The organism is Nocardioides sp. dk884 (assembly GCF_009557055.1).
Lineage (GTDB): Bacteria > Actinomycetota > Actinomycetes > Propionibacteriales > Nocardioidaceae > Nocardioides.
In genome coordinates this window covers 4,208,982-4,225,996 of the sequence record NZ_CP045649.1, presented here as the reverse complement: position 1 = coordinate 4,225,996, position 17,015 = coordinate 4,208,982, and the positions used below count along the sequence as shown (strand labels likewise).

Genomic DNA, 17,015 nt, shown 5'->3' with positions numbered 1-17,015 from the left:
CAGCGTCAATAACCCCGCGTTACAAGCGGGAGGGGGCGGGCGTCAGCCCACCGGCTCCGGGGTGGTGTCGCGCTCCTCGGCGGGGGCAGGGGCGCGCTTGGCCGCCCGCTTCGCGGCCCGACGCTCCTTGCGGCGCTCGACCAGCAGGTACAGCGCCGGGACGAGCAGCAGGGTGAGGAACGTCGAGCTCAGCAGGCCGCCGATCACCACGATGGCGAGCGGCTGGCTGATGAAGGCGCTGCCGCCGGTCAGCCCCAGGCTCATCGGGGTGAGCGCGAGGATCGTGGCCAGCGCGGTCATGACGATCGGGCGCACGCGCTTGCCGCCGCCCTCGCGCAGCGCCTCGGTGATCGAGGCGCCCCGCTCCCGGTACTGGTTGACCAGGTCGATCAGCACGATCGCGTTGGTGACCACGACGCCGATCAGCATCAGCGCGCCGATCAGCGAGGCGACGCCGAGCGGGATGCCGGTGATCACCAGCAGCAGCAGCGCGCCGGTGGCCGCGAACGGCACCGAGACCAGCAGGATCAGCGGCTGGGCCAGCGAGCGGAACGTCGCGACCATGACCAGGTAGACGATGGCGATCGCGACCAGCAGCGCGAGGCCGAGCTGGGCGAAGGCCTCCTCCTGGTCCTCCGAGACGCCGCCGAGCGAGACCTCGGTGCCTTCGGGCAGGTCGAGGTCGTCGATGAGCGCCTGCACGTCGGAGGTGACCGCGCCGAGGTCGTCGGCGTCGGGCTCCGCGCTGATGGTGATCGTGCGCTCGCCGTCGGCGCGGGTGATCGCGGTGGCGACCTGGCGCTCCTCGACGTCGGCGACCTGGCCGAGCGTGGCCCCGCCCGGGCCGACCGGGAGCTGCTGGAGCTCCTCGACCGAGGACGGCTTGGGCCCGGAGACCACGACGGCGTCGAGCTGCTGACCGTCGACGCTCACCTGGGCGACCGGCGGCTGGAACAGCGTGGCGGCGAGCAGCTGGCCGAGCACCGTGGACGTCAGGCCGCTCGCCTCGCCGCTCTCGCGGGCCTGCACGCTCAGGATCGGCTGCGCCGCGGCGGCGTCAGAGGTGACCACGCCGATGCTGTCGACGGTGCGCAGCTCCTCGGTGACCAGCTCGGCGGCCTCGGTGAGCGCGCTCTGGTCGGTGGCGGTGACGACGACCTCGAGGGCGGAGGCGAACCCGGCGTCGCCGGCGGAGACGGTCACCTCGCCGCCGGCGTCCGCGAGCTGCTCGGTGAGCTCGTCGGCCACCGCGTCGGCGTCGGCGTCCTCGTCGAGGGTGAGCGCGAACGACGTGCTGCCACCGGAGAACAGGGCGGTGGCGGGGTCCGAGCCGACGGTGGCCTGGAGGGTCTCCACCTCCTCGACCTCGCCGATGACCTTCTCCACGGCGCGCGCGGCGGCGTCCTGGCGGGCCAGGCTGGCGCCCGGCTCGAGCTCCTGGGTCACCGAGAGCGTGTTCTGCCCGCTGCTGCCCAAGAAGTTGGTCTTGAGCAGCGGGGCGAGGGCCAGGGTGCCCAGGAGTACGACGAAGGCCAGGCCGACGGTGATCCAGGGCTTGCGCAGCACCCACTGCACGGCCGGGTCGTAGGCGCGGCGCAGCCAGCTGCGCTCCTCCTTGGCCTCGGCCTCGGCGGCGACCACCTCGGCGTCGACCGGGCCGGTGCTCTCCTTGAGGAACCAGTAGGCCAGCACCGGGATGATCGTCAGCGCGACCAGCAGCGAGGCCATCAGCGCCAGCGCGACGGTGACCGCGAAGGGCCGGAACAGCTCGCCGACCTGGCCGCCGACGATGCCGATCGGCAAGAACACCGCGGCGGTGGCGATGGTCGAGGAGGTGATCGCCCCGGCGACCTCGCGGACCGCGGTGGTGATCGCCGCGACCTTGGCCTCGCCGTAGGACAGGTGGCGCTTGATGTTCTCGATCACCACGATCGAGTCGTCGACGACGCGTCCGATCGCCACCGTGAGCGCGCCGAGGGTGAGGATGTTGAGGGTGTAGCCGCCCAGCTGCAGACCGATCAGGGTGATCAGCAGCGACAGCGGGATCGAGATCGCGGTGACGATCGTGGAGCGCACCGAGAACAGGAACAGCAAGATCACCAGCACCGCGAAGAGCAGGCCCAGGCCGCCCTCGGTGGTGAGGTCCTCGACCGACTTCTCGATGAACGGCGCCTGGTCGAAGGCGACGGTGAACTCCGCGCCGGACCCGAGGGACTCCTCGAGCTCCGGCATCAGGTCGGCGACCTCGTGGGAGATGTCGACGGTGTTGCCGTCGGGGGTCTTGGTGATCGCGAGCGACAGGCTCGGCTCGCCGTTCGTGCGCGCGTACGACGTGGGCGCCACCTGGGCGACCTGCACCTTCGCGACCCGGCCCAGCGGCTGGGTGCCCTCGCCGACCGCGACCGGGACGGCGCGCAGCTGCTCGAGCGTGGTGGGGGTGGAGCCGACCTGCACCGACAGGCTCTGGTCGCCGGCGTCGAGGCTGCCCGCGGGGACCATGGAGGCGCCACGGAGCGCCTCGGCGATGGTGCCGGCGTTGACGCCCTGGGCGGCGGCGGCCGGCAGCGGGGTGATCTCCACCCGGTCCTGCGGTCCGCCGGTCAGCTGCACCTCGCGCACGCCCTCGACGTCCTCGAGCTCGGGGATCACGACCCGCTCGAGGTCGCTGGCGAGCCGGGCGGCGTCGGCGTCGGAGGTCACCGAGAGCTGCACGACCGGGAACTGGTCGAAGTCGCCGGCGAAGACGATCGGCTCGACCTGCTCGGGCAGCGCGTCGAGACCGGTGACGGCCGACTCCACCTGCTGCTGCGCCCGGTCCAGGTCGGTGCCGTAGGTGAGGGTCAGGAGCACCAGCGCGGAGCCGGAGGAGGACGTCGAGGAGATCTCCTCGAGGTCGTCGACGCCGGCGAGGGCGTCCTCGACCGGGATCGTGACCTCCTGCTCGACCGACTCGGGCGAGGCACCGGCGTACGGCACGACCACGCCGACGGCCGGGAACTGCAGGTTGGGGATCAGCTCCATCTTCAGCGAGCCCAGGGACAGGAAGCCGAAGATCGCGACGAGGACGGTGGCCAGGGCCACGAAAGCGCGGTTGCGCAGGGAGAATGAGGCGAGGTGGCCCACCGGGGCGCTCCTGTGTTCTGTTCGGGCGAGATCGGGTACAGAATTTGATTAGGGCGACGCTAAGGATCGCCTGAATCATCATAGGGAGCGCTCGGTGACGCCACCGGATTCTGTGCGTGAGGCACTGGTGGCCTCGGTCTCAGCCCATCTGGGCGCCCTCGACGAGCTCGCGACCGAGCTGCGCCTCGACGCGCTGGTGGCCAGCGAGCTGTCCTTGCAGCAGCTGAAGGTGCTGCTGCTGGCGGTGCACCGGGCGCCGATCACCGCCCACGAGGTCGCCGACGCGCTCGGCGTCACCGCGGCGACGGTCTCGGGGTTGATCCGGCGCCTGGGCGAGCACGGGCTGCTGGTGCGCGAGGAGGCGCCGGACCGTCGCAGCCGGCACCTGGTCGCGACACCCGCCGGCCGGCAGGCGCTCGAGGAGCTCGCGTCGTTCCAGCTGCGCGCCCGCCTGGAGCTCCTCGAACGCCTCGACACCGCGGACCTGGCCGCCCTGGACACCGGGCTCGCGGTCGCCGAGCGGGCGCTGCGCGAGCACATCGAGCAGGAGGCCGGACGCGACGGTGCCGCGCCGCCCGGAGGCGACGCGGCACCGGCGAAGGATCGCTAGAGGGGGCGTCCCTCAGCGGAGCAGTACCCCCTCGGGTGCGCGCGGGGCGTTGCGGCGCCCCGTCGGCAGTGCGCCGTCGGGGGTGTCGATCGCCTTCGTGGTGCGGCCCAGCCGGATCGTCATGTGCGCGATCGCGTCGGACATGATGCCGAGGGAGCGACGCGAGATGTTGGAGATGTCGTCCGCCGGCGTGTGGTAGTTCGGGTCGTAGGTGATCCCGGCAGTTCCGCCGAAGAGGCTCACCTCCCGCGCGGTCTTCGTGCCGTCACCGCCGCTGAACAGTCCGCCGGCGGCGACGCCGTTCTCGATGAACGCCTGGTAGTCGGAGCGACCGGAGAAGGCGGTGTCGACCACCGGCTGCTTCACCGAGCGGAAGTACGCCCGGTAGAGCCGCTCGGTCTCGATCGAGCCGGCGGGCACCGGGGCGCTCGCCACCTCGGTGGACTCATCGGCGTCGTACACGCCGATGATGTAGTTGGGCGAGGCCACCATGTCGTAGTTGAGATAGACGGCGATGTCGTCGAGGGCCTCGGGGTTGTTCTCCACCAGCTGGTCCACGTAGTGCGTGGAGCCGAGCAGACCGAGCTCCTCGGCGCCCCACCAGGCGAAGCGGACCTTGTTGCGCAGCCGGCCCTCCATCTTCTTCAGCTGGATGGCGGTCTCGAGCAGGGTCGCGCTGCCGGAGGCGTTGTCGTTGATCGCGGCGGCGTCCTGCACGCCGTCGAGGTGCGAGCCCACCATGACCACGTCGTCGGCGCGGCCGCGGCGGGTCTCGGCGATGACGTTCCAGGTGCGGCGCTCCTCCACGGTGACGTCGAGGTCGACGGTCGCCTCGACGGGTCCCGCGGCCAGGTCGGCGAGCAGCGCCTGGCCGTCCTCCTGGCTGATCCCCGTGGTCGGTGCGAGCGCCGGGGTGGACTCGCCGAGGGTGGCGTTGCTGAGCGGGCCGGGCGCGTTGTTCCAGATCACCACGGCCGCGGCGCCGGCGGCCTTGGCGACCTCGGACTTGATCTGGAAGCTGCAGGTGCCGCGGTTGACCAGGGCGATCTGGCCGGTGACGTCCACGCCCTGCCACGCCGCGGCGTCACAGCCCTGCGGGGCTGCCGGCGCGACCAGGTTGGCGGTGACGCCGCCCGCGGGCGTGCTCGGTGAGCCGGTGAGCACCTCGTTGGCGATCGCCTCCCCGCCGACGGTGAGGGTGTTGGCGTTGACGCGGGTGTAGACGAAGTCGAAGTACTGCCGGCGCGGGGAGTAGCCGGCCGCCCGCAGCCGGGACTCCACGTAGCGCGAGGCGGCGTTGTAGCCCTCGTGGCCGGCCGCGCGGTCGCCGTACCGGTCGGCGGCGGCCTGGAGCTGGCGCAGGTGGTTGACGATGCGCGGGGTCTTCACCGCCTTGCGCAGCTTCTCGCTGTCGGTGAGCCGCGGCGGAGGCGCGTGCTTGCCGGGCTTGGGCTTGGCGACGTGGACCCGCTCGTGCACGGCAGGACCGCTCTGGTCGGGTGTGCTGCCCTGGCCCGGGGCGGCCGGTCCGAGCAGGGCGAGTCCGACACCGAGAACGGCCGATGCGGCGATCGCCGCGCGACCTCGTGATGCGCTCACAGCTCATCTCCTTGGGAGGTGGGGTTGATCGAGTGCCCACCTTGACCCATGGATATGACCTGTGTCACGCCTCAGATCGGGGAGGGGGCCGGCGGGTCGCTGCGGCGCAGCTGGCGCAGCTGGCTGCGCCAGTTGTGCCGGTTGGTGTGCGCCAGCCAGCCGTTGGGCAGGGAGAGCCGCACGACCTTGTGCCACGCGCTGGCCACCTGCTGGGGCAGCGGGCGCACGTTGTAGCTCAGGCCGTAGCGCTCGAAGAGCTCGCGCATCCGCGGGGCGATCTCGGCGTAGCGGTTGCTCGGCAGGTCGGGGAAGACGTGGTGCTCGATCTGGTGGGAGAGGTTCCCGGTCATCAGGTGCACCAGCGGCGGGCCGGAGATGTTCGCCGAGCCGAGCATCTGGCGCAGGTACCACTCGCCGCGGGTCTCGTCCGGGTCGAGCTGGTCGAGCTCGAAGGCCTCGACGCCTTCGGGGAAGTGCCCGCACATGATCACCGAGTGCGACCAGACGTTGCGCAGCACGTTGGCCGTCACGGTCGCGGTCAGCGTGGCGCGCCAGTGGCGTCCCGAGAGCGCCGGCAGCACGACGTAGTCCTTGGTGACCTGCTTGCCGATCTTGCGCAGGGTGGTGCGGATCTCCGCCTTCTTCTCCGCGCTGAACCCGGTCTTGTTGCGCAGCGAGTCGCCGAAGTCGAGGTCGTACATCGCGATGCCGTACTCGAAGATCAGCGCGTTGATCGCGTTCCACAGCGGCTGCACGAGGTAGCGGGGGTTCCAGGGCTGGGCCTCGTCGACCCGCATGATCCCGTAGCCGAGGTCGTTGTCCTTGCCGAGGATGTTCGTGTAGGTGTGGTGGGTCTCGTTGTGGGCGCGCTTCCACTGCGCGGGCGGCGAGGCGTGGTCCCAGTCCCAGGTCGTCGAGTGGATCTTCGGGTCGCGCATCCAGTCCCACTGCCCGTGCAGGACGTTGTGGCCGATCTCCATGTTCTCCAGGCTCTTGGCGACGCCGAGCATCGCCGTACCCAGCACCCAGCCGCCGCGGCGGTTGCTGGCGAGCACCAGCACGGCGCGCCCGGAGAGCTCCAACGCACGCTGCGCCGCGATCACTCGCCGGATGTACGCCGCGTCGCGGGCGCCGCGGGAGTCCAGCACCTCCTGGCGGATCTGCGTGATCTCGCGCCCGAGCGCCTCGACGTCGTCGGCGGTCAGGTGGGCGGCGGGTCCGATGCGGGACGGCTGCACGTGCGTGGTGGTGGTCATCGTGGGGGGCTCCAGGGGTGCTCGACACTGGTGGTCGCGGACGCGGATCCTCAGGGATCGCTGATGAAGCGGTACCCGTACCGCGAGCCGTTAGCCCGCAGAGCCTACGGCGTTGAGTCCGGCTGCCCCCGTCCGGGCGCGCGCCGGGCGCGATGCGGCAGGCTGATCCCATGCAACCCGATCTCCACCTCGTCGGCGTGGATCTGGCCTGGGGCCTCCAGCGGCCCACGGGGATCGCCGTGCTCGATGCGGGCGGTCGCCTCGTGCACGTCGCCGCGGTCACCAGCGACGACGAGCTCGTCGCCGAGCTGGACCCGTACGTCGCCGGGCCCTGCGTGGTCGCCTTCGACGCCCCGATCCTGGTGCGCAACGCCTCCGGCAACCGTCCGGCGGAGGCGGCGCTGAACCGCGACTTCGCCCGGTTCGAGGCCGGCGCGCACCCCTCGAACACCGCCAAGCCCGACTTCCGCGACGGCAGCCGCGCCCAGCGCCTGGCCGCGCGCCTCGGGCTGGACGTCAACCCGCGCTCGGGGCGCAGCCGGCGCGCGATCGAGGTCTACCCGCACCCGGCCACCGTGGCCCTCTTCCGTCTCGGGCGCACGCTGAAGTACAAGGACAAGAAGGGCCGCGACCCGGCCTCGATGCGCGCCGAGCTGCTGGTGCTGATGGGCCTGCTCGAGGGCCTCGCGGCGGCCGAGCCGCCGCTGCTCGTGGCCGGGCCCGCGTGGGCGGCGTTGCGGCGGGCCGCGGAGTCCGCGACCCGCAAGAGCGAGCTGCGCGTGGTCGAGGACCAGGTCGACGCGGTGGTGTGCGCCTACGTCGCGCTGCTCTCCCACCGAGCACCCGAGCGGCTCACGACGTACGGCGACGACGGCGGCTCGTCGTGGGAGGACGGCTACATCGTCACCCCGACGCTGCCCGCCGACCTGTCCCCGCGGCGTCCCGGGCCCGCCGACGGCGGCGAGGACACGGTGGCCGAGGCGGTGCGCGAGTACGCGCTGCGCCACCCCGAGCTGTCCCGCGGCGGTGCGCTGGCCGTCGACCTGGTGACCCGGGTGCTCGACGAGGCCGGCATCAACTACCTGACCGTCACCGGGCGCACCAAGTCGGTCGCGAGCTTCGCGGAGAAGGCGACCCGCACCCGCGACGGCGAGCTGCTCTACCCCGACCCGCTGCGCGACATCACCGACCAGGTGGGGGTGCGCGTGGTGACCTACGTGCACAGCGACGTCGCCGCGGTCGCGGACCTGCTGGCCAGCCAGGTGACGGTGCTCGACGACCGCGACATGGGCAGCGAGACCGCGGCCGAGGGGCGCTTCGGCTACGCCAGCCGGCACCTGCTCGTCGAGCTCGACCCGGCGCGCCTCGAGCAGCAGGACCTCGCCCCGCTGCACGCGCGCGTCGCGCAGATCCAGATCCGCACGGTGCTGCAGCACGCCTGGGCGGAGTTCGAGCACGACATCCGCTACAAGGGCACGATCCCCGAGGAGCACGCCCGCGACTTCGACCGCCGCTTCACCCTCGCCGCGGGGCTGCTGGAGCTCGCCGACCAGGAGTTCTCCACGATCCGCGAGCGGCTGCGCGGCTCCTCGCAGGACCCGACCCCGGACCGGGTCGGCCACGAGCCCGACGAGCCGAGCGGCAGCGGCATCGACGCGCGCGAGCTCGCGGCGTTCCTGGCCGGGCAGTACCACGACGCGGGCTGGTCGCGCAGCGACCACTACGCCTGGATCTCCGGGCTGCTGCGCGAGCTCGACATCACCTCCCTCGACGAGCTCGGCGAGGTGATCCGCCCGGCGCTGGCGTGGGACCTCAACGCCCGGATGGAGTACCGCTACCCGCCGGGCGCCGTACGCCGCCTCGACGACGCGCTGCTCGCGGTGTACGGCGAGCGCTACGTCCGCCTCGAGGGCAACGCGCACCGCGCCGACCTGCTCGCCCAGCGCCTGGAGCGGCTGCGCCCGGAGGGCGAGGGATGAGCGGCCCGCTCGACGGGGGTGGCGCGCTCGGCGCGGTCGCCTGGCCGGTGCGCACCGAGCGGCTGCTGCTGCGCCCGGCGCGGGTGGACGACGCCGACGCGACGTACCGGATCCGAGCGCTGCCGGAGGTCGCGCAGTGGCTCACCAGCGCCCCGGGGGACCCGGCGTCGTACGCCGTGAGCTTCGCCGAGCCGGCGCGGCTGGCGCGCACGCTGGTCGTCGAGCTCGGGACGGACGGCGGGCCGGGCCGCGGCCCCGTGATCGGGGACCTGATGCTGTGGGTCGGCGACGGGTGGGCGCAGGCCGAGGTCGCCGGCGCCGCCCGGGCCAGCGAGGCCGAGCTCGGGTGGGTCCTCGACCCGGCGTACGCCGGCCGCGGGCTCGCCACCGAGGCTGTCCGGGCGCTGCTGGAGGCCTGCTTCACCACCCTGGGGCTGCGCCGGGTCACCGCCCAGTGCTTCGCCGACAACACCGCCTCGTGGCGGCTGATGGAGCGCGTCGGCATGCGCCGCGAGAGCCACGCCGTGGGTGAGTCCCTGCACCGCGAGCTCGGGTGGCTGGACTCGTTCGGCTACGCGGTGCTGGCGGAGGAGTGGCGCGCGGCCCGCGAGCTGTAACGCGGGGTTATTGTCGCTGCACCCGTCGCATACGGCGTGTGGAGCGACAACAACCCCGCGTTACATGTGGCAGGGGCCCGCTCAGGGCGCCGCGGCGCGCAGCTTGTCCAGCAGCGGGGCGGCGACCTCGTCGAGGAACTGCTGCTGCCAGCGGTCGCCGACCTGCACCAGCGCGACGTCGGTGAACCCCGCCTCCCAGTAGGCGCCGACCGCCTCCACGATCGCGTCGAGGTCCGGGCCGCAGGGGATCTGCTCGGCGACGTCCTCGGGGCGCACGAACTTGGTCGCGCCGGAGAAGCCGTACGGCGTGGGCAGGTCGGCGTTGACCTGCCAGCCGCCCGCGAACCAGCGGAACTGCTCGTGGGCGTAGGCGGTGGCCTCCTCGGCGCTGGGGCCCCAGCAGACCGGGATCTGGCCGATGGCACGGGCGCCGGCGCCGATCTGGGGTGCGCCGTCGGTGGCGTTCCAGGTGTTGATCAGCTCGGCCTCGGGGGCCACGCCGACCAGGTGGTCGGCCAGCGGGGCGAGCTCGGTGATCGAGCGCTCCCCGGACACCGCGATCGCCAGGTCGACGCCCTCGTCCGGGACGTCCCAGACGCGCGCGGAGTCCACCTGGAAGTGCTCACCGTGGTAGTCGACGAGGTCGCCGGTGTGCAGCGCGCGGATCACCTCGACCGCCTCAGCGAGCATCCGCTGGCGCACCCCGATCGTGGGCCAGCCGGCGCCGACGACGTGCTCGTTGAGGTTCTCCCCGCTGCCCAGGCCGAGGGTGAAGCGCCCCTCCGCGAGCAGCTGGAGCGTCGCGGACTTCTGCGCCACCACCGCCGGGTGGTAGCGCATCGTCGGGCAGGTCACGTAGGTCATCAGCTCCATCCGCTCGGTCGCCTGGGCCACCGCGCCCAGCAGCGTCCAGGCGTACGGCGCGTGCCCCTGCTCGGTGAGCCAGGGCGAGTAGTGGTCGCTGGAGACGGCGAAGTCGAAGCCGACCCGCTCGGCGTCCACGGCGTACCCCACCAGCTCGCGCGGGCCGCTCTGCTCGGTCATGAGGGTGTATCCGAGATTGCTCATGTGCGGGGGGTACCCCGTTTCGCCTCGCGACCGTAGCGTCGGGGCATGACTCCCGCGCAGCTGTTGTCCGACGGCTTCGGACGCGTCCTCGAGAGCGGTACGTCGGTCGTCGCCGGACTGTCGGTCGACCAGCTGTCCCAGCGTCCGGCCCCCGATGCCAACCCGATCGGCTGGCTGGTCTGGCACCTCACCCGCGTGCAGGACGTCCAGGTGGCCGACGTGGCCGGGCGCCCGCAGGTGTGGACCGAGCAGGACTTCGTGAGCCGCTTCGACCTGCCGCTGGACCCCGACGACACCGGCTTCGGCCACACCCGCGACCAGGTGGACGCGGTCTGCATCGACGCCGACCGGCTCGCGGCGTACCTCACCGCGGTGCACGAGCAGACCCTGGCGTTCCTGGACACGATCGGCGAGGACGACCTCGACCGCGTCGTCGACACCCGCTGGGACCCGCCGGTCACCCTCGGCGTGCGGCTGGTGAGCGTCCTCGACGACGACATCCGTCACGTGGGGCAGGCGGAGTACGTGCGGGGGCTGCTGGGGTTGCGCACATAACCGCGCAATTGCTGGGAAAAGCACCTGTTTCGGGGCGCGGCAGGTAGTTCTCCCAGCAATTGCTGAGTTGCGCGCGGCCCGGGGCCCCGCAGTGCGCGGCCGCCGCGGCCAGGCGGAGTACGTGCGGGGGCTGCTGGGGTTGCGCACATAACGGCGCAATTGCTGGGAAAAGCACCTGTTTCGGGGCGCGGGAGGTGCTTTTCCCAGCAATTGCTGAGAAAAGCACGCCCCCCGGCGGCCACCCCTCACCAGGGACTAGGGACGTAGTCCTTCAGGAAGTGGCCGTACAGGTCCACGCCGGCTTCGCCCTGGACGATCGGGTCGTAGACCCGGGCGGCGCCGTCGACGAGGTCGAGGGGGGCGTGCCAGCCCTCGGCGGCGATCCGCAGCTTCTCCTGGTGCGGGCGCTCGTCGGTGATCCAACCGGTGTCGACGGCGGTCATCAGGATCTTGTCGGTCTCGAACATCTCCCCGGCCGAGGTGCGGGTGAGCATGTTGAGCGCGGCCTTGCTCATGTTGGTGTGCGGGTGCCCGTGGCCCTTGTAGCGCCGCGAGAACTGCCCCTCCATCGCGGAGACGTTCACGACGTACGCCCGGCGCGCGCCGCGGCGCACCGCCTCGCGCATCGCCGGTCGCAGCCGGGAGACCAGGATGAACGGCGCGGTCTGGTTGCACAGCTGCACCTCGAGCAGCTCCAGCGGGTCGACCTGGTCCACGCCCTTGGTCCAGGAGTTGGTGGACTGCAGGTCCGGCAGCAGGCCGCCGGCGTCCACGGCGGTGCCGTCGAGGTGACGCTCCAGGGACGCCGAGCCGGCGGTGAGCGCGAGGGCGGTCAGGTCGGCGGCGGTCCGGGACGCGGCGAGGGTCCCGGTCTCGTCGTGCGCCACCGCGTGCTCGCGCAGCGCGCCGGTGATCATCGCCGGGTGGGCGTCGCTGACCCGGTCGAAGGTGACCATCGCCGGCAGCTCGATGCCCTCGGGCAGCGGCGCGGACTCCATCTCGACCAGCTGGGAGTAGGCGCCCGGGGAGCGGCGCACGGTCTGGCAGGCGTTGTTGATCAGGATGTCCAGCGGCCCGGCCGCGGCCACGTCGTCGGCCAGCGAGACCACCTGGGTCGGGTCGCGCAGGTCGATGCCGACGACCTTGAGACGGTGCAGCCAGTCCGCGGAGTCCTCCATCGCGGCGAAGCGGCGTACGGCGTCCTTGGGGAAGCGGGTGGTGATCGTGGTGTGCGCGCCGTCGCGCAGCAGCCGCAGCGCGATGTACATCCCGATCTTGGCGCGACCGCCGGTGAGCAGCGCCCGCTTGCCGCGCAGGTCGGCGTGCTGGTCGCGCTTCTCGTGGCTCATCGCCGCGCAGGAGGGGCACAGCCAGTGGTAGAACGCGTCGACCAGGGTGTAGTCGTTCTTGCAGATGTAGCAGCCGCGCGGGTTGATCAGCTCCCCGGCGAACGCGCCCTGGGTGGTGGAGACCAGCGGGATCCCGGCGGTCTCGTCGTCGATGCGCATCGCGGAGCCGGTGGCGGTGGCCTCGGTGACCGCCCGGTCGTGGGCGAGCTCGGCCTCGCGCTTGCGGGTACGCCGCTCGCGCTTGAGGGCCTTGTACATGTGCGACGCGGCGTGCTTGACCGTGCGGATGTCCGGGTGGTCGTCGGGCAGCTCGTGCAGCTGGTTCAGCACCCGCACGGCGGTGGCCAGGTCGTCGGGGTCGATGCCAGGGACGCTCGCGGAGGGCGTGCGGTCGTCGGTAGCGGTCACCGGCGGATCCTACGAAGCCGGGCCCCCGGACCCGACATCCTCACCCCCCGCTCAGACCCCGGATGCGGTGCGGGTCACGCGGTAGCGCACGAACGACGGTACGGCGAGCGCCGCGACCACCGTGCCGACCACCACGAGCACTCCGCCGCCCGCCGCCGCGGCCGCCGCGCCGACCGAGGCCGCCGCGGCGCCGTGCGCGACGTCGGCCAGCCGCGGCCCGCCGGCGACGATCACGATGAAGACGCCCTGCAGGCGGCCGCGGACCTCGTCGGCCGCGGCGCTCTGGAGCATGCTGGTGCGGAACGCCGCCGAGGCCATGTCGGCCGCGCCGCCGATCACCAGCATCACCAGCGCCACCGACAGCATCAGCGTGGAGGCGTGCCGGGCCAGCCCGACCGCGATGCCGAACCCGGTCATCGCCACGCCCCAGACCAGGATGCACACGATCACCGCGAGGCCCTGGCGGTGCACCCGGGAGACCCAGCCGCTGAAGACGCCGCCGATCACGGCGCCGGCCGGGATCGCGGCGAAGAGCAGCGCGAAGATCAGCCCGCCGTCCTCGGGCCCGCCGAAGTCGACGTGGGCGATCTCGGGGAACAGCGCCCGGGGCATGCCGAAGAGCATCGCGATGACGTCGACGACGAACGACATCAGCAGCACCGGGTGGTGGCGCAGGTAGCCCAGCCCCTCCAGCACCGAGCGCAGCCCCGGGGTGCCGGTGACGCCGGCCATCGGCAGACGGGGCAGCTTGAGCACCGCGCCGAGGGTGGCCAGCAGCGTGAAGGTGTCGATCAGGTAGAGCCACTCGAAGCCCAGCACCGGGATCAGCACGCCCGCCACCAGCGGGCCGGCGATCGCCCCGGCCTGCATCACCGTCATGTTCAGCGAGTTCGCCGCAGGCAGCAGCTCGGCCGAGACCAGCCGCGGGACCACCGCGCTGCGGGTCGGCTGGTTGACCGCGAAGAAGGCCTGCTGCACCGCGAACAGGCTGAGCAGCAGCCACACGTTGGTCGAGCCCGCGGCCGCCTGGAGCCAGAAGAGCGCGCTGGTCCCGATCAGCCCGATCGTGGTCACGATGAGGATCGTGCGCCGGTCGAAGGCGTCGGCCAGCGCCCCGCCGTACAGCCCGAAGACGACCAGCGGCACCAGGCCGAACAGCCCGGTCAGCCCGACGTACGCCGAGGAGCCGGTGTCGGCGTAGATCTGGGCCGGCACCGCCACGACCGTCAGCTGGGCGCCGATCACCGTGATGATGTTGGCCAGCCACAGCCGCCGGAAGTGCGGGTTCTGCAGCGGCCGGGTGTCGGCGACGAGGGACTTCAGGCCAGGCACGAGGGGACAACCTACGCCCGGGTCGCGGGCGTCCGGCACCGGGTCCGGATCGCCGCTGCCCGGCTCAGCAGCCGGGCGACTCCGCCCGCCCGGAGAGCCGGTCGGCGAGCAGGTCGCACCACTGCCCCGCGGCGTTGCCGCCGTTGACGGCGCCGTCGGACTCCCCGGGGTGCTTGATCCACAAGGTGGCGTCGAGGGCGCCCTGGAAGCGGCGCTTCGGGGCCGGCCCGAGCCGCGCCCAGGTGGGGTTGATGACGTCGCCGGCGATCGGCGCGGCGGCACCGTTGCGCGAGGTGTCCACGACGTAGCGCGCCCCCTTCACCCCGATCCGGGCCAGCTCCTTGCCCAGACTCACGGCGTAGGCGCGCTCGTCGCGCAGCGGGCGGAAGTTCGCGACGTTGGTGCTGAACCCGCGCGCCTTCGCGATCCCGGCCCGCTTGAGCAGCTGCGCGCGCCCGTCGTACGGCGTCCAGGCGGAGTGCCCGGCGTCGAGGTAGGCCCAGGCTCCGGTCCGCGCGATCCGGGTGACCGCGAAGCGCAGCATCTTCAGCCGGGCCGCGGTGTCCGCACAGTCGGGCTCGCCGACGAAGGGGATCGCGTCGGGCTCGACGACGACCATCGCCTTGCTGCGGGTGCCGAGGCCACGGGTGAAGGCCCGCACATAGGCGCGGTACGCCGCCGCGTCGGGCAGCCCGCCGACGGAGTGCTGTCCGCAGTCGCGGTCGGGGATCGCGTAGAGCACCAGCACCGGCGTGGAGCGGGTCGCCTTCGCGCGCGCCACCTGGTCGGAGACGGCCCAGGCCACCTGGGAGGTGGGGTGCTGCTCGGGGGAGTACCAGGTCGCCTGTGGGGCCTGGGCGATCCGCGCGTAGCGACTCTCCTGCATCGCGGCCGGGATCCGGGCGTCGACGTACAGCGGCCGGGTGAGGCGGGGGTCCTTACGTGCACGCTCGGAGGCGGAGGCCACGCCGCCGGCGTCGCCGGGCGAGAAGGCCGGGACGGCGGTCGCGGCGGTGACCAGCGCGGGAGCCAGCATGCCGGCCAGCACCAGCCCGGCCCACCGCTGCAGCAGGCGTGGCGTCATGACCCGGATCGTAGGGCCGCGGGACGTGGCGTGCGGTCAGGATGACCGATCGCGGACCGTCCCCGGCGCGTGGCAGGCTGACGCCCATGAGCGCCCCCACCCCGTCCCCGGTCCTCCTGCCCGCCGCCGAGGGTGCCCTGGGGTGGGTCGACGCGCAGTCGCGCGACCGCCTCGCCGCGGCCCGGGGGCTCGCCGACCGGCTGCGCGTGGGCGGCAGCGACGACGTGCTGGGCGTGCTCGAGGCGTGGAACGACCTGAGCATCGAGCTGCGCCGGGTCGCCGCGGTGGGCTCGCTGTTCGCCAACGTGCACCCCGACCCGGCGGTGCGCGAGCACGCCGAGCAGGCCGAGGTCGAGGCCGACCGGCTCGGCACCGAGCTCTCCCAGGACCGCGCGCTCTTCGAGGTCTTCTCCTCGCTCGACCCCGCCGGCCTCGACGCCGACGCGCGCCGGCTGCTGGAGCACACGCTGCGCGACTTCCGCCGCTCCGGGGTCGACCGTGACGAGGAGACCCGCGCCCGGCTCTCGGCGATCCGCGAGCGGCTCACCGCGCTGGACCAGGAGCTCAGCCGCAACACCCGCGACGACGTGCGCACGATCAGCTTCCCCGCGGACCGCTACGCCGGCCTGCCCCAGGACTGGCTCGACGCGCACCCCGTCGACGAGGACGGTCGGCTCACGGCCACCACCGACTACCCCGACGCGGTGCCGGTGCGGATGTTCGCCCACGACGCCGAGGTCCGCGCCGCGATGAACCTCGCGTTCCTGACCCGCGGCTGGCCCCAGAACGACGCCGTGCTGAAGGAGATGTTCGCGCTGCGCCACGAGCTGGCCACGCTCCTGGGCTACCCCGACTGGGCGGCGTACGACGCGGAGGTCAAGATGATCGGCTCCGGCCCGGCGATCCCGGAGTTCATCGACCGGATCGCGGCGGCCGCCGAGGAGCCGATGCAGCGCGACCTCGAGGTGCTGCTGGAGCGCTACCGCCGCGACGTCCCCGGGGCGGAGACGATCCCCTCGGCCGACGCGTCGTACTACTCCGAGCTGGTGCGCCGCGAGCGCTACGACGTCGACTCCCAGCAGGTCCGCACCTACTTCGACTTCGCCACCGTGCGCCGCGGCCTGCTCGAGGTCACCGGCCGGCTCTTCGGGCTGCGCTACGACGAGGTGCCCGACGCCCCGACCTGGCACGAGGACGTCACGACCTACGACGTGCGCCGCGCCGACGACGCCCCCGACGCCGCGCCGCTGGGCCGCATCCACCTGGATCTGCACCCTCGCGAGGGCAAGTACAAGCACGCCGCGCAGTTCGACCTGGTGCCCGGCGTCGCGGGCCGGCAGCTGCCCGAGGGCGTGCTGGTCTGCAACTTCGCGCGCGGGCTGATGGAGCACGACCACGTGGTCACGCTGTTCCACGAGTTCGGCCACCTGGTCCACCACGTGCTCGGCGGGCACCAGCGCTGGGTGGCGTTCTCCGGGGTGGCCACCGAGTGGGACTTCGTGGAGGCGCCCAGCCAGATGCTCGAGGAGTGGGCCTGGGACCCCGAGGTGCTGGCCTCCTTCGCCACCAACGCCGCCGGCGAGGCGATCCCGCGGGCGCTGGTGGAGAAGATGCGCGCCGCCGACGACTACGGCAAGGGCATCCAGGCGCGGGTGCAGATGTTCTACGCGTCGATGTCGTACTGGTTCCACGTGGAACGTCCCGCCGACCTCACCGCGCGCACCCGCGAGCTCCAGGCGCGCTACTCGCCGTACCCCTACGTCGAGGGCACCCACATGTTCGCCAGCTTCGGCCACCTGGGCGGCTACTCCTCGGCGTACTACACCTACATGTGGTCGCTGGTGATCGCCAAGGACCTGTTCAGCGCCTTCGACGAGGGCGACCTGTTCGACCCCGTCGTCGCCGGCCGCTACCGCGACACGGTGCTGGCGCGGGGCGGGTCGAAGGACGCCGCCGACCTGGTCGCGGACTTCCTGGGCCGGCCCTACACCTTCGAGGCCTACGCGAGCTGGCTGGCCCGCCCGGCCTGAGCGGG

The 17,015-nt window shown here is 72.7% G+C and carries 12 protein-coding genes; 5 read left to right on the top strand and 7 right to left on the bottom strand.

The features are described 5' to 3' along the window. Window positions 1-42: 42 nt before the first annotated feature. The gene (locus GFH29_RS20105) at window positions 43-3,123 is read right to left on the bottom strand and encodes an efflux RND transporter permease subunit (protein WP_153325493.1); all 3,081 of its coding nucleotides are present in this window, start codon (window positions 3,121-3,123) and stop codon (window positions 43-45) included. A 127-nt stretch (window positions 3,124-3,250) separates the two neighbouring features. On the opposite strand from GFH29_RS20105, the gene GFH29_RS20100 reads away from it, so the two are divergent. Further along, the gene (locus GFH29_RS20100) at window positions 3,251-3,733 is read left to right on the top strand and encodes a MarR family winged helix-turn-helix transcriptional regulator (protein WP_153325492.1); all 483 of its coding nucleotides are present in this window, start codon (window positions 3,251-3,253) and stop codon (window positions 3,731-3,733) included. Between the two features lie 12 nt (window positions 3,734-3,745). Here GFH29_RS20100 and GFH29_RS20095 read toward each other — a convergent pair whose 3' ends face one another. After that, window positions 3,746-5,332, bottom strand: coding sequence for a M28 family peptidase (locus GFH29_RS20095; protein ID WP_153325491.1), 1,587 nt, complete (start codon window positions 5,330-5,332; stop codon window positions 3,746-3,748). 71 nt (window positions 5,333-5,403) lie between these two features. Continuing rightward, window positions 5,404-6,588, bottom strand: coding sequence for a fatty acid desaturase family protein (locus tag GFH29_RS20090; protein ID WP_153325490.1), 1,185 nt, complete (start codon window positions 6,586-6,588; stop codon window positions 5,404-5,406). Between the two features lie 170 nt (window positions 6,589-6,758). On the opposite strand from GFH29_RS20090, the gene GFH29_RS20085 reads away from it, so the two are divergent. Both GFH29_RS20085 and GFH29_RS20080 read left to right on the top strand, forming a co-directional pair. After that, a complete protein-coding gene (locus tag GFH29_RS20085) occupies window positions 6,759-8,567 on the top strand; it encodes a DUF429 domain-containing protein (RefSeq protein ID WP_153325489.1) in 1,809 nt (602 codons plus the stop codon). Next, window positions 8,564-9,184: a GNAT family N-acetyltransferase gene (locus tag GFH29_RS20080; RefSeq protein ID WP_153325488.1), complete on the top strand. Its 621-nt coding sequence runs from the start codon at window positions 8,564-8,566 to the stop codon at window positions 9,182-9,184. The genes GFH29_RS20085 and GFH29_RS20080 overlap by 4 nt, the downstream gene beginning before the upstream one ends. Window positions 9,185-9,265: 81 nt before the next feature. On the opposite strand, the gene GFH29_RS20075 is transcribed toward GFH29_RS20080, so the two are convergent. Further along, entirely contained in the window at window positions 9,266-10,252 is a 987-nt protein-coding gene (locus GFH29_RS20075) for a TIGR03557 family F420-dependent LLM class oxidoreductase (RefSeq protein WP_153325487.1), read from the bottom strand. Window positions 10,253-10,297: 45 nt separating this feature from the next. On the opposite strand from GFH29_RS20075, the gene GFH29_RS20070 reads away from it, so the two are divergent. Then, window positions 10,298-10,807 (top strand): mycothiol transferase, encoded by a 510-nt coding sequence (locus tag GFH29_RS20070; RefSeq protein WP_153325486.1) that lies wholly within the window; start codon window positions 10,298-10,300, stop codon window positions 10,805-10,807. Between the two features lie 245 nt (window positions 10,808-11,052). Here the strand turns inward: GFH29_RS20070 and GFH29_RS20065 are convergent, their stop codons facing one another. The 3 genes from GFH29_RS20065 to GFH29_RS20055 all read right to left on the bottom strand — a co-directional run bounded on the left by GFH29_RS20065 (window position 11,053) and on the right by GFH29_RS20055 (window position 14,980). Further along, window positions 11,053-12,564: an SDR family NAD(P)-dependent oxidoreductase gene (locus tag GFH29_RS20065; RefSeq protein ID WP_228387648.1), complete on the bottom strand. Its 1,512-nt coding sequence runs from the start codon at window positions 12,562-12,564 to the stop codon at window positions 11,053-11,055. Window positions 12,565-12,615: 51 nt separating this feature from the next. After that, entirely contained in the window at window positions 12,616-13,896 is a 1,281-nt protein-coding gene (locus tag GFH29_RS20060; protein ID WP_228387647.1) for an MFS transporter, read from the bottom strand. Window positions 13,897-13,960: 64 nt separating this feature from the next. Then, on the bottom strand, window positions 13,961-14,980 hold the full coding sequence (locus GFH29_RS20055) for a glycoside hydrolase family 6 protein (protein WP_153325485.1): 1,020 nt from the start codon (window positions 14,978-14,980) through the stop codon (window positions 13,961-13,963). Window positions 14,981-15,066: 86 nt separating this feature from the next. Between GFH29_RS20055 and GFH29_RS20050 the strand changes: the two genes are divergently transcribed. Next, window positions 15,067-17,010, top strand: coding sequence for a M3 family metallopeptidase (locus GFH29_RS20050; RefSeq protein ID WP_153325484.1), 1,944 nt, complete (start codon window positions 15,067-15,069; stop codon window positions 17,008-17,010). The last annotated feature ends 5 nt before the right edge of the window (window positions 17,011-17,015 follow it).